A 19388-nucleotide genomic window follows, 5' to 3' on the forward strand; every position below is an offset into this window, starting at 1 on the left:
CCCGGCGGGCGTACCCGCCGGGACGCCGCGCCTGTTATGACAGTACCAGCAGGCCTGCGGTCTTCTGCCGGGCGGCATCGAGGCGCTGAGCGACGTTCTGCCAGTCGACGATGTTCCACACGGCCTTCACGTAGTCGGCCTTGACGTTGAGGTAGTCCAGGTAGAAGGCGTGCTCCCACATGTCGAGCTGGAACACCGGGATGGTGCCCTGCGCGGTGTTGCTCTGCTGGTCGAAGAGCTGCTGGATGATGAGCTGCTCGCCGATCGGATCCCAGCTGAGGACGGCCCAGCCCGAGCCCTGGATGCCGGTCGCCGCGGCCGTGAAGTGGGCCTGGAACTTGTCGAAGCCGCCGAAGAACTCGTCGACCGCGGCGCGCAGCTCGCCCTCGGGCTCGCCGCCACCGTTCGGTGAGAGGTTCGTCCAGAAGATCGAGTGGTTGACGTGCCCGCCGAGGTTGAATGCGAGGTCCTTCTCGAGCTTGTTGACGTTGGCCAGGTTGCCGGTCTCGCGCGCCTCGGCCAGCTGCTCGATCGCGGTGTTGGCTCCGGTCACGTAGGTCTGATGGTGCTTGCTGTGGTGCAGCTCCATGATCTTGCCGCTGATGTGCGGTTCGAGCGCCGCGTAGTCGTAGGGGAGGTCGGGCAAGGTGTACTTCGCCATGTTCTCTTCTTCCTGTCGGCGCGCGCCGAATTCCTCGGCGCAGCGAGGGTGACGGGTTCATCCTACTGAGGGGCAACGTCCCCGAGTGGGGGTTGCTTCCCTCGATGACGTCGGATATCCGACGCCCCGGCTCAGTCCTCGAGACCCGCCGGGACGGCCGACTCGGTGCCGGGGATGCCGTCGACGTCGGCCTTCTTGTCGGCCATCGCGAGCAGCCGGCGGATGCGTCCGGCGACGGCGTCCTTCGTCAGCGGCGGGTCGGCGTGGTGCCCGAGCTCGTCGAGGCTCGCATCGCGGTGGGCCAGGCGGAGCGCGCCGGCCTCGCGCAGGTGCTCGGGCACCTCGTCGCCCAGGATCTCGAGGGCTCGCTCGACGCGTGCGCAGGCGGCGACGGCGGCCTGCGCGGATCGCCGCAGGTTGGCGTCATCGAAGTTGACGAGGCGGTTCACGCCGGCGCGCACCTCGCGCCGCTGGCGCATCTGGTCCCAGTCGGCGGCCGCGCGCGCCGCGCCCATGGCGGCCAGCGCCGCACGGATCGCCTCTCCCTCGCGGACGACGACGCGGGGCACGCCCCGCACCTCGCGGGCCTTGCCGGCGATCCCGAGCCGGTGGGCGGCGCCGACGAGGGCCATCGCGGCCTCGGAGGACGGGCACGTGATCTCGAGCGCAGCCGACCGGCCCGGCTCGCTGAGGGATCCGGCGGCGAGGAAGGCGCCGCGCCAGATGGCGGCGAGATCGCCGCGCGATCCGGTGGTCAGCTTGTTCGGCAGTCCGCGCACCGGTCGGCGGCGCTGATCGAGAAGCCCGGTCTGGCGCGCGAGCGTCTCGCCGCCCTCGATCACCCGGACGGCGTAGTGGCTGCCGTTGCGGGCGCCGGAGCCCTGCACGTGCACGAGCTCGGGGCGTACGCCGTAGAGCTCGACGAGATCGCGAGCGGTGCGCCGCGCGAGGATGTCGGAGTCGAGCTCGGCCTCGACGGCAACGCGGTTCGCGATCGAGTGGAGGCCGCCGGAGAAACGGAGCAGCGAGGTCAGCTCTGCCACGCGGGCCGTCGGGCGTGGGTCGCGCACGGTGATCAGCTCGGCCTTCACGTCAGCAGTGAGCGACACGGGTCTCCTTCGCGGATGGGTTCGGGAACGAGGGACAAGCCTACTCGGGCTGTCGACTCGCACCCAGCCCGGACCGGTTCATTCCCGGCCCAGGTCGCGATGCTTCACGCGCACAGCGACCCCGGGAATCGCCGCGAGGCGATCGGCCAGTTCCCGCGCCATGACGACGGACCGGTGCTTGCCGCCCGTGCACCCGACGGCGACCACGGAATGGCGCTTGTTCTCGCGCTGGTAGCCCTCGAGGACCGGGCGGAGAGCCGCGGCATACGCGTCGATGAACTCGGCCGCGCCCTCCTGCTCGAGTACGAAGGAGCGCACCTGGGCGTCCTCGCCGGTGAGGGCTCGCAGCTCCTCGCTCCAGAACGGATTCGGCAGGAAGCGCATGTCGGCGACCAGGTCGGCGTCCGGCGGCAGTCCGTACTTGAACCCGAAGCTGAGGATCGTGAGTGTGTGCCGGGCCGCGTTCGCCTCGGAGAACATGTCGCTCACCTGCGTCGCGAGCTGATGGATGTTGTAGGTCGAGGTGTCGATGATCACGTCCGCGCTCTCGCGAACCGCGGCCAGGCGCCCGCGCTCGGTGCGGATCCCGTCGAGGATCGTGCCGTCCGCCTGCAGCGGGTGCGGACGTCGCACCGCCTCGAACCTGCGCACGAGCACGTCGTCCGAGGCATCCAGGAACATCAGCCGGATCTGCCGGCGCTCACGGAGCGCGCGCATCGCCTCGGGAAGGTCCGAGAACAGGTCGCGTCCGCGCACATCGACCACGACGGCGACGCGCGGGAGCACACCGGCGGCCAGCTCGGTGAGGTCCAGGAGCGGCTTGAGCATCTGCGGCGGCAGATTGTCGACCACGTACCAGCCGAGGTCCTCCAGCGCGTTCGCCGCCGTCGACCTGCCCGCCCCCGACATGCCCGTCACGATCAGGACTTCGCCGGTCTGTCGAGCGTCGCTCTGTCGAGCGTCGCTGCGCGTCACCTCGGTCATGACCACCCCCGCTCTCCAGCCTAGCGATCAGGCGGAGAGGTGCGCGTGGACCGCGGCCGCGAGCTTCGGGCCGACGCCCGGCAGCTGCGCGATCTCGTCGGGGGTCGCCTTCTTGAGCGCCGAGACCGAGCCGAAGTGCCGCAGCAGCGCCTTGATCCGCGCGTCGCCGAGTCCCGGGACCTCGGTCAGGACGCTCTGGATGTCGCGGCGACGGCGCTTGCGCTGGTGGGTGATCGCGAACCGGTGAGCCTCGTCGCGGAGCCGCTGCAGCAGATAGAGCGCCTCGGATGTCCGCGGCAGGATGACGGGGTACTCCTCCCCCGGCAGCCAGACCTCCTCGAGGCGCTTGGCGATGCCGCACAGCGCGATCTCTTCGTGCCCGGCGTCGGCCAGCGCGCGCGCTGCCGCTTCGACCTGCGGCTTTCCGCCGTCGACCACGAGCAGCTGAGGGCGGTAGGCGAAGCGCGGGCGCTTCCGAGAGGTGACGACCTCGGCGTCGGGATCGGTGACGATCTCGTCCGTCGGGGCGACGACGGATGCCGCGTCCGTCGTCCCCGGGAAGACGGTGCCCGCTTCCGCAGCCGGGTCGTCCGGGCGATCGAGGTAGGCGAGGCGCCGCATCAGCACCTGATGCAGTGAATCGGTGTCGTCGGTCGTCTCGGCGACGCCGAACGAACGGTACTGGTCCTTGCGCGGCAGTCCGTCCTCGAACACGACCATCGACGCCACCACGTTGGTGCCGCCGAGGTGCGAGACGTCGAAGCACTCGATCCGCAGCGGAGCCTCGGCCAGGCCGAGCGCCTCCTGCAGATCGGTCAGCGCCTGCGAGCGCGCGACGTAGTCGCTGGTGCGCCGCGTCTTGTGCAGCATCAGCGCCTGCTGGGCGTTCAGGCTCGCCGTCTTCATGAGATCGGCCTTGCGTCCGCGCTGGGCCACCTGAATGGTCACCGACTTGCCCCGGCGCTCCCGCAGCCAAGCCTCCAGTTCGGCCGCATCCTCCGGCATGGAGGGGACGAGCACCTGCCGCGGGATGTCGGTGCTCGGGGCATTGCCGTAGGTGCGCTGCAGCACCTGATCGACGAGGTCCCCACCCGAGATGTCGAGCTCCTTCTCGATGGTGGTCGCCCGCACGCCTCGCACACGGCCGCCGCGGATGACGAAGTGCTGCACCGTGGCGGCCAGCTCGTCCTCGGCGATGCCGAACAGGTCGGCGTCGGTGTCGGCTGCGAGCACGAGCGCGCTCTTGTTGAGCACGGCGTCGATCGCCTGCAGCTTGTCGCGGTAGACCGCCGCGGCCTCGTAGTCCATCGCGGCCGACGCCTCGCGCATCCGCGCGGTGAGCTCGCGCGTGAACCGCTGATCGCCGCCCGCCATGAACGCCACGAAGTCGTCGACGACGGCTCGGTGCTCCTCGATTGTGACCTTCATCGAGCAGGGTCCGCCGCAGCGCCCGATCTGGCCGGGGAAGCAGGGCCGACCGCTGGCCATCGCCTTCTTGTACGAGGAGTCGCTGCAGGTGCGGATCGGGAAGACGCGGATCATCAGGTCGATGGTGTCGTGCACCGCCCACACCTTCGGGTAGGGCCCGAAGTACTTGGCGCCGGGAATGCGCCGGTTGCGTGTGACGATGACCCGCGGGGCCTCGTCGGCGAGCGTGATCGCCATGAAGGGGTACGACTTGTCGTCGCGGTAGCGGACGTTGAACGGCGGATCGAACTCCTTGATCCACTGGTACTCGAGCTGCAGCGAGTCGACGTCGGTGGCGACGACCGTCCACTCCACGGACGCGGCCGTCGTGACCATACGCCGCGTGCGCTCGTGAAGGGTGTGCAGCGGCGCGAAATAGTTCGACAGCCTCGCCCGCAGATTCTTGGCCTTGCCGACGTACAGCACACGCCCGTCGCCGTCGCGGAAGCGGTAGACGCCGGGATTCGTCGGGATCTCGCCGGGCCGGGGCTTGTACGAGACCGTGGGGGCGGATCGTGCCATCGCGTCAGCCGGCCTTGCGCGCCTCGACGAGCTCCCTCGATCCCAGGCCCAGCACCTCCGAGAGGAACGCGCCCGTGTGGCTGCCCTCGACACGCGCGACCTTCTCGGGCGTCCCGATGGCGACGACCTGCCCGCCGCCGGAGCCGCCCTCGGGTCCGAGGTCGATCACCCAGTCGGAGGACTTGATGACGTCGAGGTTGTGCTCGATGACGATGACGGTGTTGCCCTTGTCGACCAGCCCGTTCAGCACCTCGAGGAGCTTGCGCACGTCTTCGAAGTGCAGACCGGTCGTGGGCTCGTCGAGGACGTAGATGGAGCGGCCGTTGGTGCGTCGCTGCAGCTCGGTGGCGAGCTTCACGCGCTGCGCCTCGCCACCCGAGAGCGTCGTCGCGGACTGCCCGAGCCGGACATATCCGAGGCCGACGTCGACGAGGGTCTTGAGGTAGCGGTGGATGGCCTGGATCGGCTCGAAGAACTCGGCCGCCTCGGCGATCGGCATCTCGAGCACCTCGGCGATGTTCTTGCCCTTGTAGTGCACGGCGAGCGTGTCGCGGTTGTAGCGCTTGCCGTGGCAGACCTCGCAGTCCACGTAGACGTCGGGCAGGAAGTTCATCTCGATCTTGATCGTGCCGTCGCCCGAGCATGCCTCACAGCGCCCGCCCTTGACGTTGAAGCTGAAGCGGCCCGGCTGGTAGCCGCGCACCTTGGCTTCAGGGGTCTCGCTGAACAGCGTGCGGATGCGGTCGAACACACCGGTGTAGGTGGCGGGGTTGGATCGCGGCGTCCGGCCGATGGGCGCCTGGTCGACGTGCACCACCTTGTCGAGGTTGTCGAGCCCGGTCACGCGGGTGTGCTTGCCCGCGACGCGGCGTGCGCCGTTCAGGCGGGTCGCCAGCACCTGGTACAGGATGCCGTTGACCAGTGACGACTTGCCCGAGCCGCTGACACCGGTGACGGCAGTGAGCACGCCGAGCGGGAAGTCGACCGTCACGTTCTTGAGATTGTTCTCACGCGCGCCGACCACGGTCACCTGCCGGCTCTTGTCGATCTTGCGGCGCTTGGCCGGCGTCGGGATGGCCCGGCGGCCGGAGAGGTAGTCCCCCGTGATCGACGAGCGGTCGGCGAGCAGCTCGCCGAGGGGCCCGGAGTGCACCACGTCGCCGCCGTTGACGCCGGCGCCGGGGCCGATGTCGACCACCCAGTCGGCGGCGTGGATCGTCTCCTCGTCGTGCTCGACGACGATGAGCGTGTTGCCGAGGTCGCGAAGCGCCACGAGCGTCTCGATGAGACGGCGGTTGTCGCGCTGGTGCAGGCCGATCGACGGCTCGTCGAGGACATAGAGCACGCCGGTGAGGCCCGAGCCGATCTGCGTCGCCAGGCGGATGCGCTGCGCCTCGCCGCCCGAGAGGGTCGCGGCGGCGCGGCTGAGACTGAGGTAGTCCAGGCCGACCCTGATGAGGAAGTCCAGCCGGAGGCGGATCTCGCGCAGCACCTGCGCGGCGATGGTGGCCTCGCGCTCGGTGAGGGTCAGCTTCGCGAAGTACTCGCGCGCCTCGCCCAGGCTCAGGCGCGAGGCATCCGCGATGGAGTGTCCGTGCACCAGCACGGCGAGGACTTCCGGCTTCAGCCGGTCGCCGTCGCACACCGGGCAGGGCACCTCGCGCAGGTACTCCGACCAGCGCTGACGCTGTGTGTCGGACTCGGCCTGCGTGTACTGGCGCTCGATGTAGGGCACGACGCCCTCGAACCCTGACGAGTACCGCATCTCGCGGCCGTAGCGGTTCTTCCACTTGACGGTGACTTTGTAGTTCTCACCGCGCAGCACCGCCTCGCGCACATCCGACGGCAGCCGCTTCCAGGGGGTGTCCAGCGAGAAGCCGAGATCGCTGGCGAGGCCCTCGAGCAGCCGCTCGTAGTACTGGAAGAGCCCCTTGCCCTGCGTCGTCCACGGGATGAGCACGCCTTCGCGAATGGAGAGGTCTTCGTCACCGAGCATGAGCTCGGTGTCGACCGACATGCGGGTGCCCAGACCCGAGCAGGTCGGGCAGGCACCGAAGGGCGCGTTGAACGAGAACGTGCGGGGCTCGATCTCGGTCAGCTGAAGCGGGTGGCCGTTCGGGCACGCGAGCTTCTCGGAGAAGGACTGCCAGGCGGCATCCCCCTCCTCATCGACGAAGTTCACCTGCATGATCCCGCCGGCGAGCGACAGCGCCGTCTCGACCGAGTCGGTCACGCGGTCCAGGATGCCGGGGGCCGCGACCAGACGGTCGACGACGACCGCGATGTCGTGCTTGTAGCTCTTCTTCAGCTGCGGCGGCTCTGCGAGCTGGACCAGCTCGCCGTCGACGATCGCGCGTGCGTAGCCCTTCGCACCGAGCTCCTTGAAGAGGTCGACGAACTCCCCCTTCTTCTGGTTCACGACCGGGGCCACGATCTGGTACCTGGTGCGCTCGGGGAGCTCGACGAGCTGATCGGCGATCTGCTGCACGGTCTGCCGCTGGATGACCTCGCCGCATTCCGGGCAGTGCGGCACGCCGATCCGCGCCCACAGCAGGCGCATGTAGTCGTGGATCTCGGTGATGGTGCCGACGGTCGAGCGGGGGTTGCGGTTCGTCGACTTCTGGTCGATCGAGACCGCCGGGCTCAGCCCCTCGATGAAGTCGACATCCGGACGGTCGACCTGACCGAGGAACTGCCGGGCATAGGCGCTCAGCGACTCGACGTACCGGCGCTGCCCTTCGGCGAAGATCGTGTCGAACGCGAGGCTCGACTTGCCCGACCCCGACAGCCCGGTGAAGACGACCAGGGAGTCGCGCGGGATATCGAGGTCGACGTCCTTGAGGTTGTGCACGCGGGCACCGCGGACACTGAGCTTTCCGCTGTTGTTTCCGACAGCGTTTCCGGGCATGGCGACAGGGACGATGGGCACCAGACAAGTGTAGGCGGGGCCTCCGACACGGGCGCCGGAGACCCCGCCTTCACGGGTTGCTGTCAGGGGCGGCGGCTACCAGATGAGGACCGGGACTGCCGGGCTGTCGGATGGCGCCACCGACTCGCTGCCCCCGTACGCGGCTGAGAGCCGGTGGAGCCCCTTGCCGAGTGGAGGCAGCTGAACCTTGACGACGCCCCGATCGGATGCGGCGAGCGTCGCGGTCGCGATCACCTCATCGCCGTCGAGGATGGTCACGTCGCCGACGACCGGCACACCGCCCTCGGCGAGGACGATCGCGGTGAACTTCACCTTCGCGTTCGCCTTCGCGATGATCTTGTTCGCGAATCCGACCGTGGCGCTCTCGGCGCGCGCGAACACCGGGATCGTGATGTCGAGGCTCGTGCCGGTGGCGGTGGTGACCGTGAGGGGCACCGGCACGGACGTTCCGGCCGGCGCAGACCCCGTGGCCCCCTCGGGAACCGTCACCGTCACCGTGGCGGTGCCGCTGCCATCCGCGTGCGTGCTGGGCAGGGAGGGCGAGACGGCGCCGGATCCCGCGGCGACGCCGGCGATGGCGACGTCCACGGCCATCACGCGCGGCTCGGTGGTGCTGAAGTCGAGGGACGACAGCGCGACGTCGAACGTGCTCCCCTCCTCGTACCCCTGGGCGCCGGGTGCGGGCAGGGTCGCGCCGATCGAGCGCTGTGCGAGATCGGGCGTGGCGGTGCCGATCTCGGCCATGTACGCCACCATCGACTCGAGGTCGACCTGACCGGTGTCGCGCTTGTTCGTCCCCTGCCCGATGGCGGCGAAGTTGTCGCCGCCGGACGCCAGGAACGAGTTCGCGACGACGCGGTACGACGCCGTGGGGTCGATGTCGACGCCGTCGAGAGTCATCCGTGTGATGCGCGATCCCGGCGCAGCGGCCGGGTCGTAGACGTACTCGAAGCCGGCCGAGATCCCGAGCTTGAGGTACGGCCGCGTCGCGCCGGACGGCTGCCACTGCTGCTCGAGGGCCTGCCGGATCTGTTCTCCCGTCATGGAGAGTGTCACCAGCGTGTTCGCGAAGGACTGGACGGTCGCGGCTTCCTTGTAGGTGAGCACGCCGTCGGGTGCGAACGCCATGTCGGCGCGCAGGCCACCAGGGTTCATGAACGCGATCTGCGTCTGCGGGTCCGTCCGTCGCGCCGACCACAGCTGCGCATCCGCGACGAAATTGCCGAGCGTGGACTCACCGCCCCGGTTCTCCGCGCCGCTCGCCTGCTTCGCGCGGTTGAAGTCGGCGGTGATGTCGCCGAGCTTGACCGAGCCAGGGCCTTCGGCGGCCGCCACGGCGCTGGCGACCAACGTGGCGATCGGGTCGCCGGCGGGAACCGCGTAACGCGGCACGGTCGCGGTCGCGGGGTTCGCGTCGTGGTCCCAGTACATGTCGATGACGGTGTTGTCCATCGACAGCACCTGCTTCGTGTCGGGGTCGACGGTGATCCGCATGTCGCTGAACTTCTCGCCGTACTGGCCCGACGAGATGACGGGCCGCATGCCGGTGTCGCCGGCGTACGGAACCTCGTGGTTGTACGCCAGGTGCGTGTGGCCCGAGACGATGGCGTTGACCTTCGGCGTGACGTTGTTGACGATCTCGCCGAACGCGGTGCCGGGATCTGTCGAGGCTGCGAGCGAGGTGCCGGGGGCACCCTCGTGGATGAGCAGCACGAGCACGTCGGCTTCGAGGTTGGTGTCGGTGGCGACACCGTCGGTGAGAGTGTCGGCCACGGCGTTGACGCTCTGCACGATGTCGCGGACTTCGATGTCCTGGATCCCGGCCGGGCTCACCAGCGAGGGAAGCTCCTCGGTCACGGCGCCGATGAAGCCGACCTTGATGCCTTCCATCTCCTTCACCCATGACTCCGCGAGACCCGGCAGGCCCGTCGACTTCTCGTAGACGTTCGCGGCGATGTACTCCCAGTCGGCGAGATCCTGCACGCGACCTTCGAGGTCGGCCCAGCCCTTGTCGAATTCGTGATTGCCCGCGGCGCTGACCTCGAGGCCCGCCTCGTTGAGCGTCTCGATCGTCGGCACGTCGTTCTGGATGAACGATGTGAAGGTCGATGCGCCGATCATGTCGCCGGCCGCGGCGAAGACCGTGTTCGGGTTGCCGGCGCGCACCTGGTTCACGGCCTGGGCCAGTGCGGCGATGCCACCGGCGGGGGCCACCTGCTCGATCCGGCCGTGGAAGTCGTTCACGGTCACGAGATCGATCTCGACGGGGGTGGCGGCGCCCTGTGCGGCGGGCGCGACGAATGTCGCCGCGGCAAGCGCGCAGGCGGCGGCTGTCGCGCCGAGCGCGAGACGTCGGCGGAGGGGCGGGGATGCGGGACGCGGGCCAGATCGCATGGGTGCGTGCTTCTCTCTGTGAGCCGGTGCAGGAGGCGCGTCGTCAGTCCGCCGGGTGAGGAGGGCCACATCGCACCGCTTCCGACCCTAAGAGAAGACCCCGCATTCGCCTAGGACGGAATCGTGTTCCTCAGCGGTGACCCGCGAACGGGGCGAGCGCGTCGCGCAGCGCGAGAAGGCCCTCCGCGTCGGCGCCGACGCTGCGCATCACTTGCTCTGGCACCGTGAGCGCCCGCCTCCGCAGTGCCGCACCCGCCTCGGTGAGCCCGACATCGAGCACCCGCTCGTCGGCACCGCGACGTGCGCGGGTCACCAGGCCCTGCGCCTCCAGTCGCTTGACGAGGGGCGACAGTGTCGCCGGCTCGAGGGCCAGCTCGGTCGCGAGCTCGCGAAGCGACCGGGGCGAGTCCTCCCACAGTGCGAGCATCACCAGGTACTGCGGGTGAGTGAGACCGAGAGGCTCGAGGATGGGCCGGTAGATCCCGACCACATTGCGCGCGGCGGTGACGAGCGCGAAGCAGACCTGGTTCTCGAGCTTGAGCACGTCGTCGGGTGAGATCGAGGAAGTTGTCACGCTCAGATCTTATACACGCTAACTGTTAGTACACTAATAAACATGTCTGATCAGGATGCCCCCACTCCTCCCCGTCCGCCGCTGCGGGTCCGCGTACGCGAGGCCGGTGGGTGGTACGCCTGGTTCAACGCCAAGCTCATCCGCGCCGCCGGGCCCGCAGCCGTCGGGCCGTACGAGACCGCGCCCCCGCCGTCGGCGGCGGAGCGCGCCGAACGCGCATGCCCGCTCTGCGGCGCGCCGCTCTCGCAGCACACGTTCGACCGCTCGGGGCCGAAGCCGCTGATGCACTGCCCCTGAGCTTCGGCGGGCTCCGTCCGAAGTGCCTCGAATGACGCCGCTCGGCGCTCCGAGTCAGGCGTGACCGGCGCGCTCCATCGCCCGCAGCTCCTTCTTCAGGTCTTGGACCTCGTCGCGCAGGCGCGCCGCCAGTTCGAACTTGAGCTCTCCGGCGGCGGAGAGCATCTGGGTGCTGAGATCGGCGATCGTCGCCTCGAGCTGCTCGGCCCCCTCCGCTGCGATCCCCTCCCGGCGCAGCTGAGGAGTCGGAGACTTGCCCTTGCCCGACTTGGTCTTGGCGGCCGCCTTGCCCCGCAGCATCCGATCGGTGTCGGAGGCCTCGCGCGCGAGCACCTCGGTGATGTCGGCGATCCGCTTGCGCAGCGGCTGCGGATCGATGCCGTGGGCCGTGTTGTACGCGACCTGCTTCTCGCGACGGCGATCGGTCTCTTCGATGGCGTTGCGCATGGAGTCCGTCATCGTGTCGGCGTACATGTGGACCTGCCCCGAGACGTTGCGCGCCGCGCGGCCGATCGTCTGGATGAGCGAGGTCCCGCTGCGCAGGAATCCCTCTTTGTCGGCATCCAGGATCGACACGAGCGAGACTTCCGGCAGGTCCAGCCCTTCGCGGAGCAGGTTGATGCCCACCAGCACGTCGTACACGCCCGCGCGCAGCTCGCTCAGCAGCTCGACACGGCGAAGGGTGTCGACGTCGGAGTGCAGGTAGCGCACCCGCACGCCGTGCTCCCCGAGGAAGTCGGTGAGCTCCTCGGCCATCTTCTTGGTGAGCGTCGTGACGAGCACGCGCTCGTCACGTTCGACGCGGACGCGGATCTCTTCCAGCAGGTCGTCGATCTGACCCTTGGACGGCTTGACGATGATCTCGGGATCGACCAGGCCGGTCGGGCGGATGATCTGCTCGACGACGCCGTCGGCGACGCCCATCTCGTAGCGTCCCGGCGTTGCGGACAGGTAGACCGTCTGGCCCACGCGCGCCTTGAACTCGTCCCACCGCAGGGGTCGGTTGTCCATTGCGCTCGGAAGCCGGAAGCCGTGCTCCACGAGGGTGCGCTTGCGGGAGGCATCGCCCTCGTACATCGCCCCGATCTGCGGAACCGCGACGTGCGACTCGTCGATCACCATGAGGAAGTCGTCGGGGAAGAAGTCCAGCAGGGTGTGCGGGGGCTCCCCGGGCATCCGGCCGTCCAGGTGGCGTGAGTAGTTCTCGATCCCGGAGCAGAAGCCCAGCTGCTGCAGCATCTCGAGGTCGAACGTCGTGCGCATGCGCAGGCGCTGCGCCTCGAGCAGCTTGTTCTGCGACTCCAGCTCTTTCAGTCGGTGCTCCAGCTCGTGCTCGATCGTGCCGATCGCCCGCTGCACGGTCTCGGTGCCGGCGACGTAGTGCGACGCGGGGAAGATGGGGACCGACTCCATGCGCTGCACCACATCGCCCGTGAGCGGGTGCAGCATGTACAGCGCCTCGATCTCGTCGCCGAACATCTCGATGCGGATGGCGTACTCCTCGTAGACCGGGATGATCTCGATGGTGTCGCCGCGCACGCGGAAGTTGCCGCGGGAGAAGTCCACGTCGTTGCGGTTGTACTGCATGGCGATGAACTTGCGGATCAGCGCGTCGCGCGAGTAGACCTCGCCGACCTGCAGCGCCACCATCGCCCGCATGTACTCCTCTGGGGCGCCGAGGCCGTAGATGCACGAGACGGTGCTCACCACGATGACGTCGCGCCTCGAGAGCAGCGAGTTCGTGGTGGAGTGGCGCAGCCGCTCGACCTCGGCGTTGATCGACGAGTCCTTCTCGATGAACGTATCGGTCTGCGGCACGTAGGCCTCGGGCTGGTAGTAGTCGTAGTAGCTGACGAAGTACTCGACGGCGTTGTGCGGCATCAGCTCGCGGAACTCGTTGGCCAGCTGCGCCGCCAGGGTCTTGTTGTGCGCCAGGACGAGAGTGGGGCGCTGGACCGCCTCGACGAGCCAGGCCGTCGTGGCGGACTTTCCGGTGCCCGTCGCGCCGAGCAGGACGACATCGGTCTCGCCGGCGTTGATGCGCGCGGCGAGCTCGGCGATCGCCTGCGGCTGGTCGCCGGAGGGCTCATAGTCGCTGACGACCTCGAAGGGCCGCACGGATCGAGTGGTCTGCACGGATCAAGCGTAGGCGCCGGGTCCGACACGGGATCCGTGTTCGCGAAGGGCGGATGCCGCGGCTCAGCCGAACCCGCCACCGCCGCCGTCGAACCCGCCACCGCCGAAGCCGCCGCCGTCGAACCCGCCGCTGAAGCCGCCGCCGTCCACGCCGCCGCCGAAATCACCGCCGCCGCCGCCGAACCCACCGCCGTCGAGGCCCCCGGCACCGGGATCGTACGTCTCGCCCACCCAACCCGGCTCCGCGCCGAGGTGCAGGGACCCGGCGCCGACGGTGTAGTAGCTCATCACGGCGCTCGAGACCAGGACGTTGTTGGCGACCAGGAGCATGACGCCACTCGTGGCGAGCATCCCCCGCACGTCGACTTCGTCACGCCGGTCGTGCTGCGCATCCGGGTCGCCTGCGGTCGGTCGCACCGCCGTCGCAGTGGCGACGCCGGTCGCGGCATCCGCTCCCCCGCCGGCCGCGCGACGTGCGCGATGCTCCTCCGCCCGGCGCACCAGCTTCGCGAGCACGGTCGGGTCGTCCGAGGCGGCATCGCGCTCGGAGTCCGCCATGAACGGCCGCAGCTGCTCGAACATCTCGCGCCGTCGCTCGGGAGAGAGATCCTTGAAGGCGGTCGCGTGGGCGCTTTCGATGACCGACGCGGGAAGGGTGTTGAGGAGGTAGATGTAGCGCGAGATGCGCTCCTCGTCCGTGAGCGCCTGGTACGGCGCCTTGCGCCGCCGGAACCTCGAGAACACGCCCATGTGGCACCTCCGTCTTGACGACAGATTACGCCTTGCGAGGCTCCCGCGACACGGCCCGCCGGGAGAGATGGGCATCGAGATCCGTCCACAGCGCGTCGACCTGACGAAGCGTGTCATCCAGGCTCCCGGCTGTGTCGATCACCACGTCAGCGACCGCCAGCCGAGCGGCGTCCGGCACCTGCGAGGCGAGGCGGGCGGACGCCTCCTGCTCGCTCATCCCCCGCAGCTCGACCAGACGGCGCCGTCGGATGTCGGCGGGAGCGTGCGCGACGACGATGAGCTCCCACGGGTCGCTCACGCGCGCCTCCACGAGCAGCGGCACGTCGTACACGACGACCGCGGCGGGGTCGACCGTGAACGCCTCGGCGAACCGCCGCGCCGACTCGGCGCGCACCGCAGGATGGACGATCGCGTTCAGGCGCGCCACCGCGTCCGCGTCGCCGAAGACCGCAGCGCCCAGGGTCCCGCGGTCGAGCGAGCCGTCGGGGCGCAGCATCCCCTCGCCGAATTCCGCGGCGATGGCCGCAAGGACGGGTGAACCGGGCTGCTGCACCTCACGGACCAGCTGGTCGGCGTCGACGACGACGGCGCCGTGCTCGGCGAGCCGTCGGGCGATGGTGGACTTTCCGGAGGCGATGCCGCCGGTGAGCGCGACGAGAGGCATGACTCGAGGATGCCACGGCCGACACCACGACGGCGCAGGCAACCTTCGGCTCTTCCTGAGGAGCGCTTGAGGTGCCGCTGAGGACGCGCGAGTAACTTCGGTGTCACCCGAAGGACAGGCTCGCAGTGCGAACCAGGGGACGGTGCGGCACGATCGCCGGAGGTGACGAAGTGACATCCGGCGAATGTCCGCCCGAACGCATGAGGCACGCCCCACGTGGGCGCGCTGGGGACTGTTACGGGCACGGTGGAGCGGCGATCGTGGGGGCGATCGCCACTCCAGCCCGTGCCGCGGGTTCGCGCGCGGGGCGGGGCGTGGGGAAATCCCCCGCCCCTCGCGCGTCCCGGAGCGCGGCGAAATGCTGACGCCCGACGCCACCGGCCCGTTTCGATCCGTGTTCTGGGATATCCTGACCGACGTCCCGGAGGCGGCGATCGACTCGTCCGCCCCAGAAGGTGCATCGGTGGAACAAGCGCGCGTCGCCGTCGTGATCGAGGACGAGCAGGATATCCGCTCGCTCCTTGCCGCAGTGCTGTCCCAGGCAGGCTTCGAGGTGCACGGCGCCCCGGATGGCATGACCGGGATCGACCTGGTCCGCGAGCACCGTCCGCTCGTGACCACCCTCGACGTCAACATGCCGGGGATGGACGGGTTCGAGACGGCGAAGCGCATCCGCGCGATCAGCTCGACGTACATCGTCATGCTGACGGCGCGCACCGAGGAGATCGACGCGCTGCAGGGGCTCGAGGCCGGCGCCGACGACTACGTCGCCAAGCCGTTCCGGCCCCGTGAACTCCGCGCTCGCATCGACGCGATGCTCCGTCGCCCGAGGCACGTCGCCTCATCGCCCGCGGTCGGGCCTTCTGACGCGGGCGAGACCGCACCGGAGGAGGCCTGGCGCGAGCATCACGGCCTCCGGCTGAACGCTCAGACGCGGATCGTGACCGTGGACGGCGCCGACGTCGAGCTGACGCGCAGCGAGTTCGACATCCTCGCCGATCTGCTGGCCGGCGGCCGGCGAGTGCGCGGCAAGTCCGACCTTGCTCTCATGCTGCGAAGCGATCAGCCCGCCGGTGTGGACTTCGTCAGCGACAGCGACGCCCGGGCGATCGAGGTCCATGTGGCCAACCTGCGCCGCAAACTCGGCGAGTCCCCCGCCCAGCCGCGGTGGATCGAGACGGTCCGGGGGGTGGGGTACCGCCTCACTGCGTGACCGGCGCACCGCCGTCGGCGTCCCCGATCAGCACGGACGATTCGATGCTCGTCGCGGCCCGGCTGGCCGCCTCACGGGCCACCCGGATGAGATTCTCCGGCTCGCCGCCGACGCTGTCGGACAGGGCGATGCCGATGCCGACGACCGGGATCACGCCGCCGCCCACACGCCCGAGGTCGTCGAACACCCCACGGTAGATCGCTCCCGCCTGCCGACGCGCCTCCTGGGACGAGGGCACCGCGAGTGCCACGAGGAGGCCGGTCGCGCCGTCCTCGGCGACCATCGCGTTCGCGGGTGCATGCTTGCGCACACTCGCCCGCCACGTCTCGCCCACGGCACCGCCGACCTCGCTCCCGAACGCGCTGAAGATCTGCTCGAGATCGTCGATGCGCACCGACGTCACGGCCACCGGCTCCCCACGCACCGCCGCCCGGCCGCAGAGCTCGCCGAGGTTGCGGACGAATGCCGCATGCGGCTCGATCCCGCCGATCGCGCGGTGCTCCCCGGCCGGAGGCAGGTACCCGCGCATCGGGGCACGCGATGCACGGAGCACCGAGGTCACGACCACGGCGACGATGGTGAGCGTCACCGTGAGGAAGCTCAGGCCGAGCGTGCCGAACCCGGTCTGGAAGAGGGCGGTCTCGGGGCCCGCGACGATGAAGACCGTCGTGCGGGCCACGTAGTACAGCGACTGGAACGCCAGCACGGCGCCGAGCACCCACGCCGAGCGCGAGCGGCGCAGCGCACCGCGGAAGCACTCCACGGCGCCCGCCCCGGCGAACACCACGAGCGCGCCGAACATCCACAGCGCGCCCGCCCAGTCTCCGCCGGCGTCGCCCTCGACGGCGACCGAGAGGCCCGCAGCTGCCACGGCGACGGCTACCACCACCGCCGCCCACATCATCCGTCGTCCGTTGAATCGACGGCATCCCAGCCACATGAATCCGGTGCCGGCCACGAAGGCGGCGTTGCCCACGGCGATCGGCCACCAGACGCCGTCCGATTGCGCCCAGACCGCGTAGGCGAGGGTGGTGAGCATGGCCGCGAGGAAGCCGACCGACCAGATGCGCCCTGCCCCTTCGTCGCGCCGCAGGAAGGTCTCGAGGATGAACAGGATGCCGCTGACGTTCACGACGAGCGCCGTGATCACCACCACGCTGGAAAGGTGAAGACTCATGCCGTGCTCCCTTCCGCGGTCATCGCGGGCAGCTTGACGATGAAGGTCGACCCGGCACCCGGCGTGCTGCGCAGAGCGATCTCGCCACCGTGGGCGCGCACGATGTCGCGCGCGATCGCCAATCCCAGTCCCGTGCCCGCCCGCCGCGCAGCGCCCGCCTTGTAGTACCGGTGGAAGAGCCGCGAGCGGTCGGACTCGGAGATCCCGATCCCGGTGTCGCGGACGAGGATCCAGCTCGACGTGCCGTCGGTCGTGGTGCCGACGAACACGGTTCCCCCGTCGCGGTTGTAGTCGATCGCGTTGGACACCAGATTGTCGATGACCTGTCGCAGGCGCAGCGGGTCCGCCCACACCGGCGCCAGCTCGAGCCCCGTGGTGTCGATGGTGATGGCGCGCGTGGCTGCGCGCGGCAGAGCCGCCTCGGCCGCCGCGCGGGCGAGATCCTGTGCGTCGAGACGCTGTGGTGCGAGGGATGCCTCGACCGCCGACGGCGACGAGCTGGAGGCGGCCAGGATCTCGGCCACGATGCGGAGAAGCCGCTCGGCGTTCCGCTCCGCGATGTCGAGGTTCGCCCGCACCGGTTCGGGAAGGTCCGGATCCTCGATGGCGAGGTCGAGGTACCCGAGGATCGATGTGAGCGGTGTCCGCAGCTCGTGGGAGACGGAGGCCACCAGCTCGTCGCGCGCGCGCAGCGCGTTGAGCTCCGCCGTGACGTCACGCGAGACGACCACGGCTCCGGCGTCGGCGCCGTCGGAGTCGGCAAGGCGGCGGGCCGTGATCGTGAGGGCACGCCGGCTGCTCGAATCGGAACCGAACCACACCACCTGATCGTCGAAGGACTCGCCCCGGCGCACGCGCTCGATCGGAAGCTCGTCGGCGGGAAGAGGCGTCACGGCGTCGTCCCGGAACGCGCGCACGCCCGCATCGCCGACATCCAGTCCTTGCAGACGCCCGTGTGCGTCGTTGGTCACCGCTGCCCGTCCCGCCGCGTCCAGCCGGACGACGCCGAAGTCCACCGCGTCGAGCACCTCGAGGACGACCTGCTCCTGGCGGCGCGTGCGGGCGAGGACGCTGCGCAGCAGCTGGGACTGCTTGGCCAGAAGAGTGCGCTGCGCCTCCGCCCGTCGGGTGCCGAGGTGGCTCGTCACCGCCACGGCCAGCAGCACGAGCGGAAGCAGGAACGTACGATAGGCCGGTTCTGCGCCGGTCACGCTCGTCAGGAGGGCGACGGCGCCCAGGATTCCCGCGGCCACTCCGCACAGGCCGAGCAGCCCGAAGGCTCCGGCAAGCCATGTCGTGGGGAAGATCCACAGCAGTCCGAGGGCCGAATCGGGGGCGGCGAGCTGCATCGCGGTGATGGCGAGGAAGTCGACGGCCGGCACCACGGCGACCCAGCCGTACGGGAGCCGGTTCCAGGGCACGATGAGCGTCGCGCCGGTCGTCACGATGATCACGACGACACCCGCGAAGAACAGCATCGCGTCACCCGGAAACCGCCCCAGGGCGACGAACGTGCCGAGCGCGAAGACGACTGCCGCGAGGAGCAGCTGATTCAGCGTCGCGGTGCGATCGCGCGCCCGGTCCGCCACCTCGGGATCCTGCGACGGCGCGGGTCGCCCCGCGGAGCGCCCTCGGCTCGCGCCGGCGCGGCCGGGCGTCGCGGTGGTCATACCGCGACGGTAACGGATGCCGGGGCGTGCACGTCGAGGGCGCGCGACCGTTGCCGCGGGGAGCGGCGATGCGGGATGCCGTGGCGGCGCTCAGAACCCCATGTCGCCGAAGTCGCCGAAGCCGCCCGCGTCGCCCGAGGCCGCGTCGCCGCCCCAACCCGAGCCGGGATCGCCCCATCCGCCTCCGCCGTCGGCGGCGGCATCGGATGCCGCTCCGCCGCCGGACTCCCCCGCGCCGGCGTCTTCTGCTGCGGCCTCGCTCGAGCCGTCGGCTCCCTGCTCGGACGCGAAGGCGGGGCCGATGAACGAGCTCACCAGCGCCGACCCGATCACGTAGCCGACGACGGTGCCGAGGATCGACGAGCCGACCATCGAGCCGAATGACGGACCCTGGCGCTGCGGCCCCATCGTGCGCTCCATGAACCCCGGGTTCATGTACTCGGCGCGTGTCGCCGCCCGTGCCAGGGACCGCGGGTCGCTTGCCCGCGGCTGCTCCGAGGGCGGGAGACCGGCGGAGATGTCGGCGAGGACCTGCTGGCGCTGCGGCTCGGTCAGCTTGCCGAACGCCTCGGCATGCACCTGCTCGATCGTCTCGGGCGGCGCCGTGCGGAGCAGGTACCGGTAACGCTCGATCGCCCGTTCGTCCTCGCTCGGGGGCGGCTGGTTCGAGGGCGCGCCGTAGCCGCCGTCGTCCGGCTGCCCGGGGTACCTGTTCGAGGGGACGGGCGGTGCCTGACGGGCGGTGTCGTCGCCGCCGCCGAAGAGCCGGTCGAGGAATCCCATGGTGTCCTCCAGGGTGTCGGGCTGATCACGCTAGGCGCGCCAGCTTTGAACCTGCTGT

At 69.9% G+C, this 19388-nt stretch carries 15 protein-coding genes; 2 read left to right on the forward strand and 13 right to left on the reverse strand.

All coding sequences use genetic code 11. The features are described 5' to 3' along the window. Window positions 1–34: 34 nt before the first annotated feature. The 7 genes from WYM_RS02785 to WYM_RS02815 all read right to left on the reverse strand — a co-directional run bounded on the left by WYM_RS02785 (window position 35) and on the right by WYM_RS02815 (window position 10640). Window positions 35–661 (reverse strand): superoxide dismutase, encoded by a 627-nt coding sequence (locus WYM_RS02785; protein ID WP_019179303.1) that lies wholly within the window; start codon window positions 659–661, stop codon window positions 35–37. A 131-nt stretch (window positions 662–792) separates the two neighbouring features. After that, window positions 793–1770 (reverse strand): DNA-binding protein WhiA, encoded by a 978-nt coding sequence (gene whiA / locus WYM_RS02790; protein ID WP_019179304.1) that lies wholly within the window; start codon window positions 1768–1770, stop codon window positions 793–795. A 78-nt stretch (window positions 1771–1848) separates the two neighbouring features. Beyond that, complete coding sequence (gene rapZ / locus WYM_RS02795; RefSeq protein WP_051008041.1) at window positions 1849–2754, reverse strand: RNase adapter RapZ; 906 nt, start codon at window positions 2752–2754, stop codon at window positions 1849–1851. Window positions 2755–2781: 27 nt separating this feature from the next. Beyond that, complete coding sequence (uvrC, locus tag WYM_RS02800; RefSeq protein ID WP_019179306.1) at window positions 2782–4743, reverse strand: excinuclease ABC subunit UvrC; 1962 nt, start codon at window positions 4741–4743, stop codon at window positions 2782–2784. Window positions 4744–4747: 4 nt separating this feature from the next. Then, a complete protein-coding gene (gene uvrA / locus WYM_RS02805; RefSeq protein ID WP_019179307.1) occupies window positions 4748–7672 on the reverse strand; it encodes an excinuclease ABC subunit UvrA in 2925 nt (974 codons plus the stop codon). Window positions 7673–7747: 75 nt separating this feature from the next. Then, window positions 7748–10066 carry a 5'-nucleotidase C-terminal domain-containing protein gene (locus WYM_RS02810; RefSeq protein ID WP_019179308.1) on the reverse strand — a complete coding sequence of 773 codons (2319 nt, stop codon included), beginning with the start codon at window positions 10064–10066 and terminating at the stop codon, window positions 7748–7750. Between the two features lie 130 nt (window positions 10067–10196). Then, a complete protein-coding gene (locus WYM_RS02815) occupies window positions 10197–10640 on the reverse strand; it encodes a MarR family winged helix-turn-helix transcriptional regulator (protein WP_192813701.1) in 444 nt (147 codons plus the stop codon). Between the two features lie 42 nt (window positions 10641–10682). Here WYM_RS02815 and WYM_RS02820 point away from each other — a divergent pair, with 42 nt between their 5' ends. Further along, window positions 10683–10937, forward strand: a complete 255-nt coding sequence (locus WYM_RS02820; protein WP_019179310.1) for a hypothetical protein — start codon at window positions 10683–10685, stop codon at window positions 10935–10937. Between the two features lie 54 nt (window positions 10938–10991). On the opposite strand, the gene uvrB is transcribed toward WYM_RS02820, so the two are convergent. From uvrB to coaE, 3 genes are all read right to left on the reverse strand, one after another. Beyond that, entirely contained in the window at window positions 10992–13073 is a 2082-nt protein-coding gene (uvrB, locus tag WYM_RS02825) for an excinuclease ABC subunit UvrB (RefSeq protein ID WP_019179311.1), read from the reverse strand. 63 nt (window positions 13074–13136) lie between these two features. Continuing rightward, on the reverse strand, window positions 13137–13823 hold the full coding sequence (locus WYM_RS20960; RefSeq protein ID WP_019179312.1) for a hypothetical protein: 687 nt from the start codon (window positions 13821–13823) through the stop codon (window positions 13137–13139). Window positions 13824–13848: 25 nt separating this feature from the next. Beyond that, window positions 13849–14487: a dephospho-CoA kinase gene (gene coaE / locus WYM_RS02835; protein ID WP_019179313.1), complete on the reverse strand. Its 639-nt coding sequence runs from the start codon at window positions 14485–14487 to the stop codon at window positions 13849–13851. Between the two features lie 463 nt (window positions 14488–14950). Here coaE and WYM_RS02840 point away from each other — a divergent pair, with 463 nt between their 5' ends. Continuing rightward, window positions 14951–15700, forward strand: a complete 750-nt coding sequence (locus WYM_RS02840; RefSeq protein ID WP_026059497.1) for a response regulator transcription factor — start codon at window positions 14951–14953, stop codon at window positions 15698–15700. Here WYM_RS02840 and WYM_RS02845 read toward each other — a convergent pair. The 3 genes from WYM_RS02845 to WYM_RS02855 form a co-directional block, all read right to left on the reverse strand. After that, window positions 15690–16877 carry a hypothetical protein gene (locus WYM_RS02845; RefSeq protein ID WP_040568980.1) on the reverse strand — a complete coding sequence of 396 codons (1188 nt, stop codon included), beginning with the start codon at window positions 16875–16877 and terminating at the stop codon, window positions 15690–15692. The genes WYM_RS02840 and WYM_RS02845 overlap by 11 nt on opposite strands. Then, window positions 16874–18547, reverse strand: coding sequence for a sensor histidine kinase (locus WYM_RS02850; RefSeq protein ID WP_083866121.1), 1674 nt, complete (start codon window positions 18545–18547; stop codon window positions 16874–16876). Before WYM_RS02850 ends, WYM_RS02845 begins: the two co-directional genes overlap by 4 nt. A gap of 90 nt (window positions 18548–18637) precedes the next feature. Continuing rightward, on the reverse strand, window positions 18638–19330 hold the full coding sequence (locus WYM_RS02855) for a hypothetical protein (protein ID WP_019179317.1): 693 nt from the start codon (window positions 19328–19330) through the stop codon (window positions 18638–18640). Window positions 19331–19388 lie beyond the last annotated feature (58 nt).

The sequence above is a fragment of the Microbacterium yannicii PS01 genome (assembly GCF_000304335.1).
Taxonomy (GTDB): Bacteria; Actinomycetota; Actinomycetes; order Actinomycetales; family Microbacteriaceae; genus Microbacterium; species Microbacterium yannicii_A.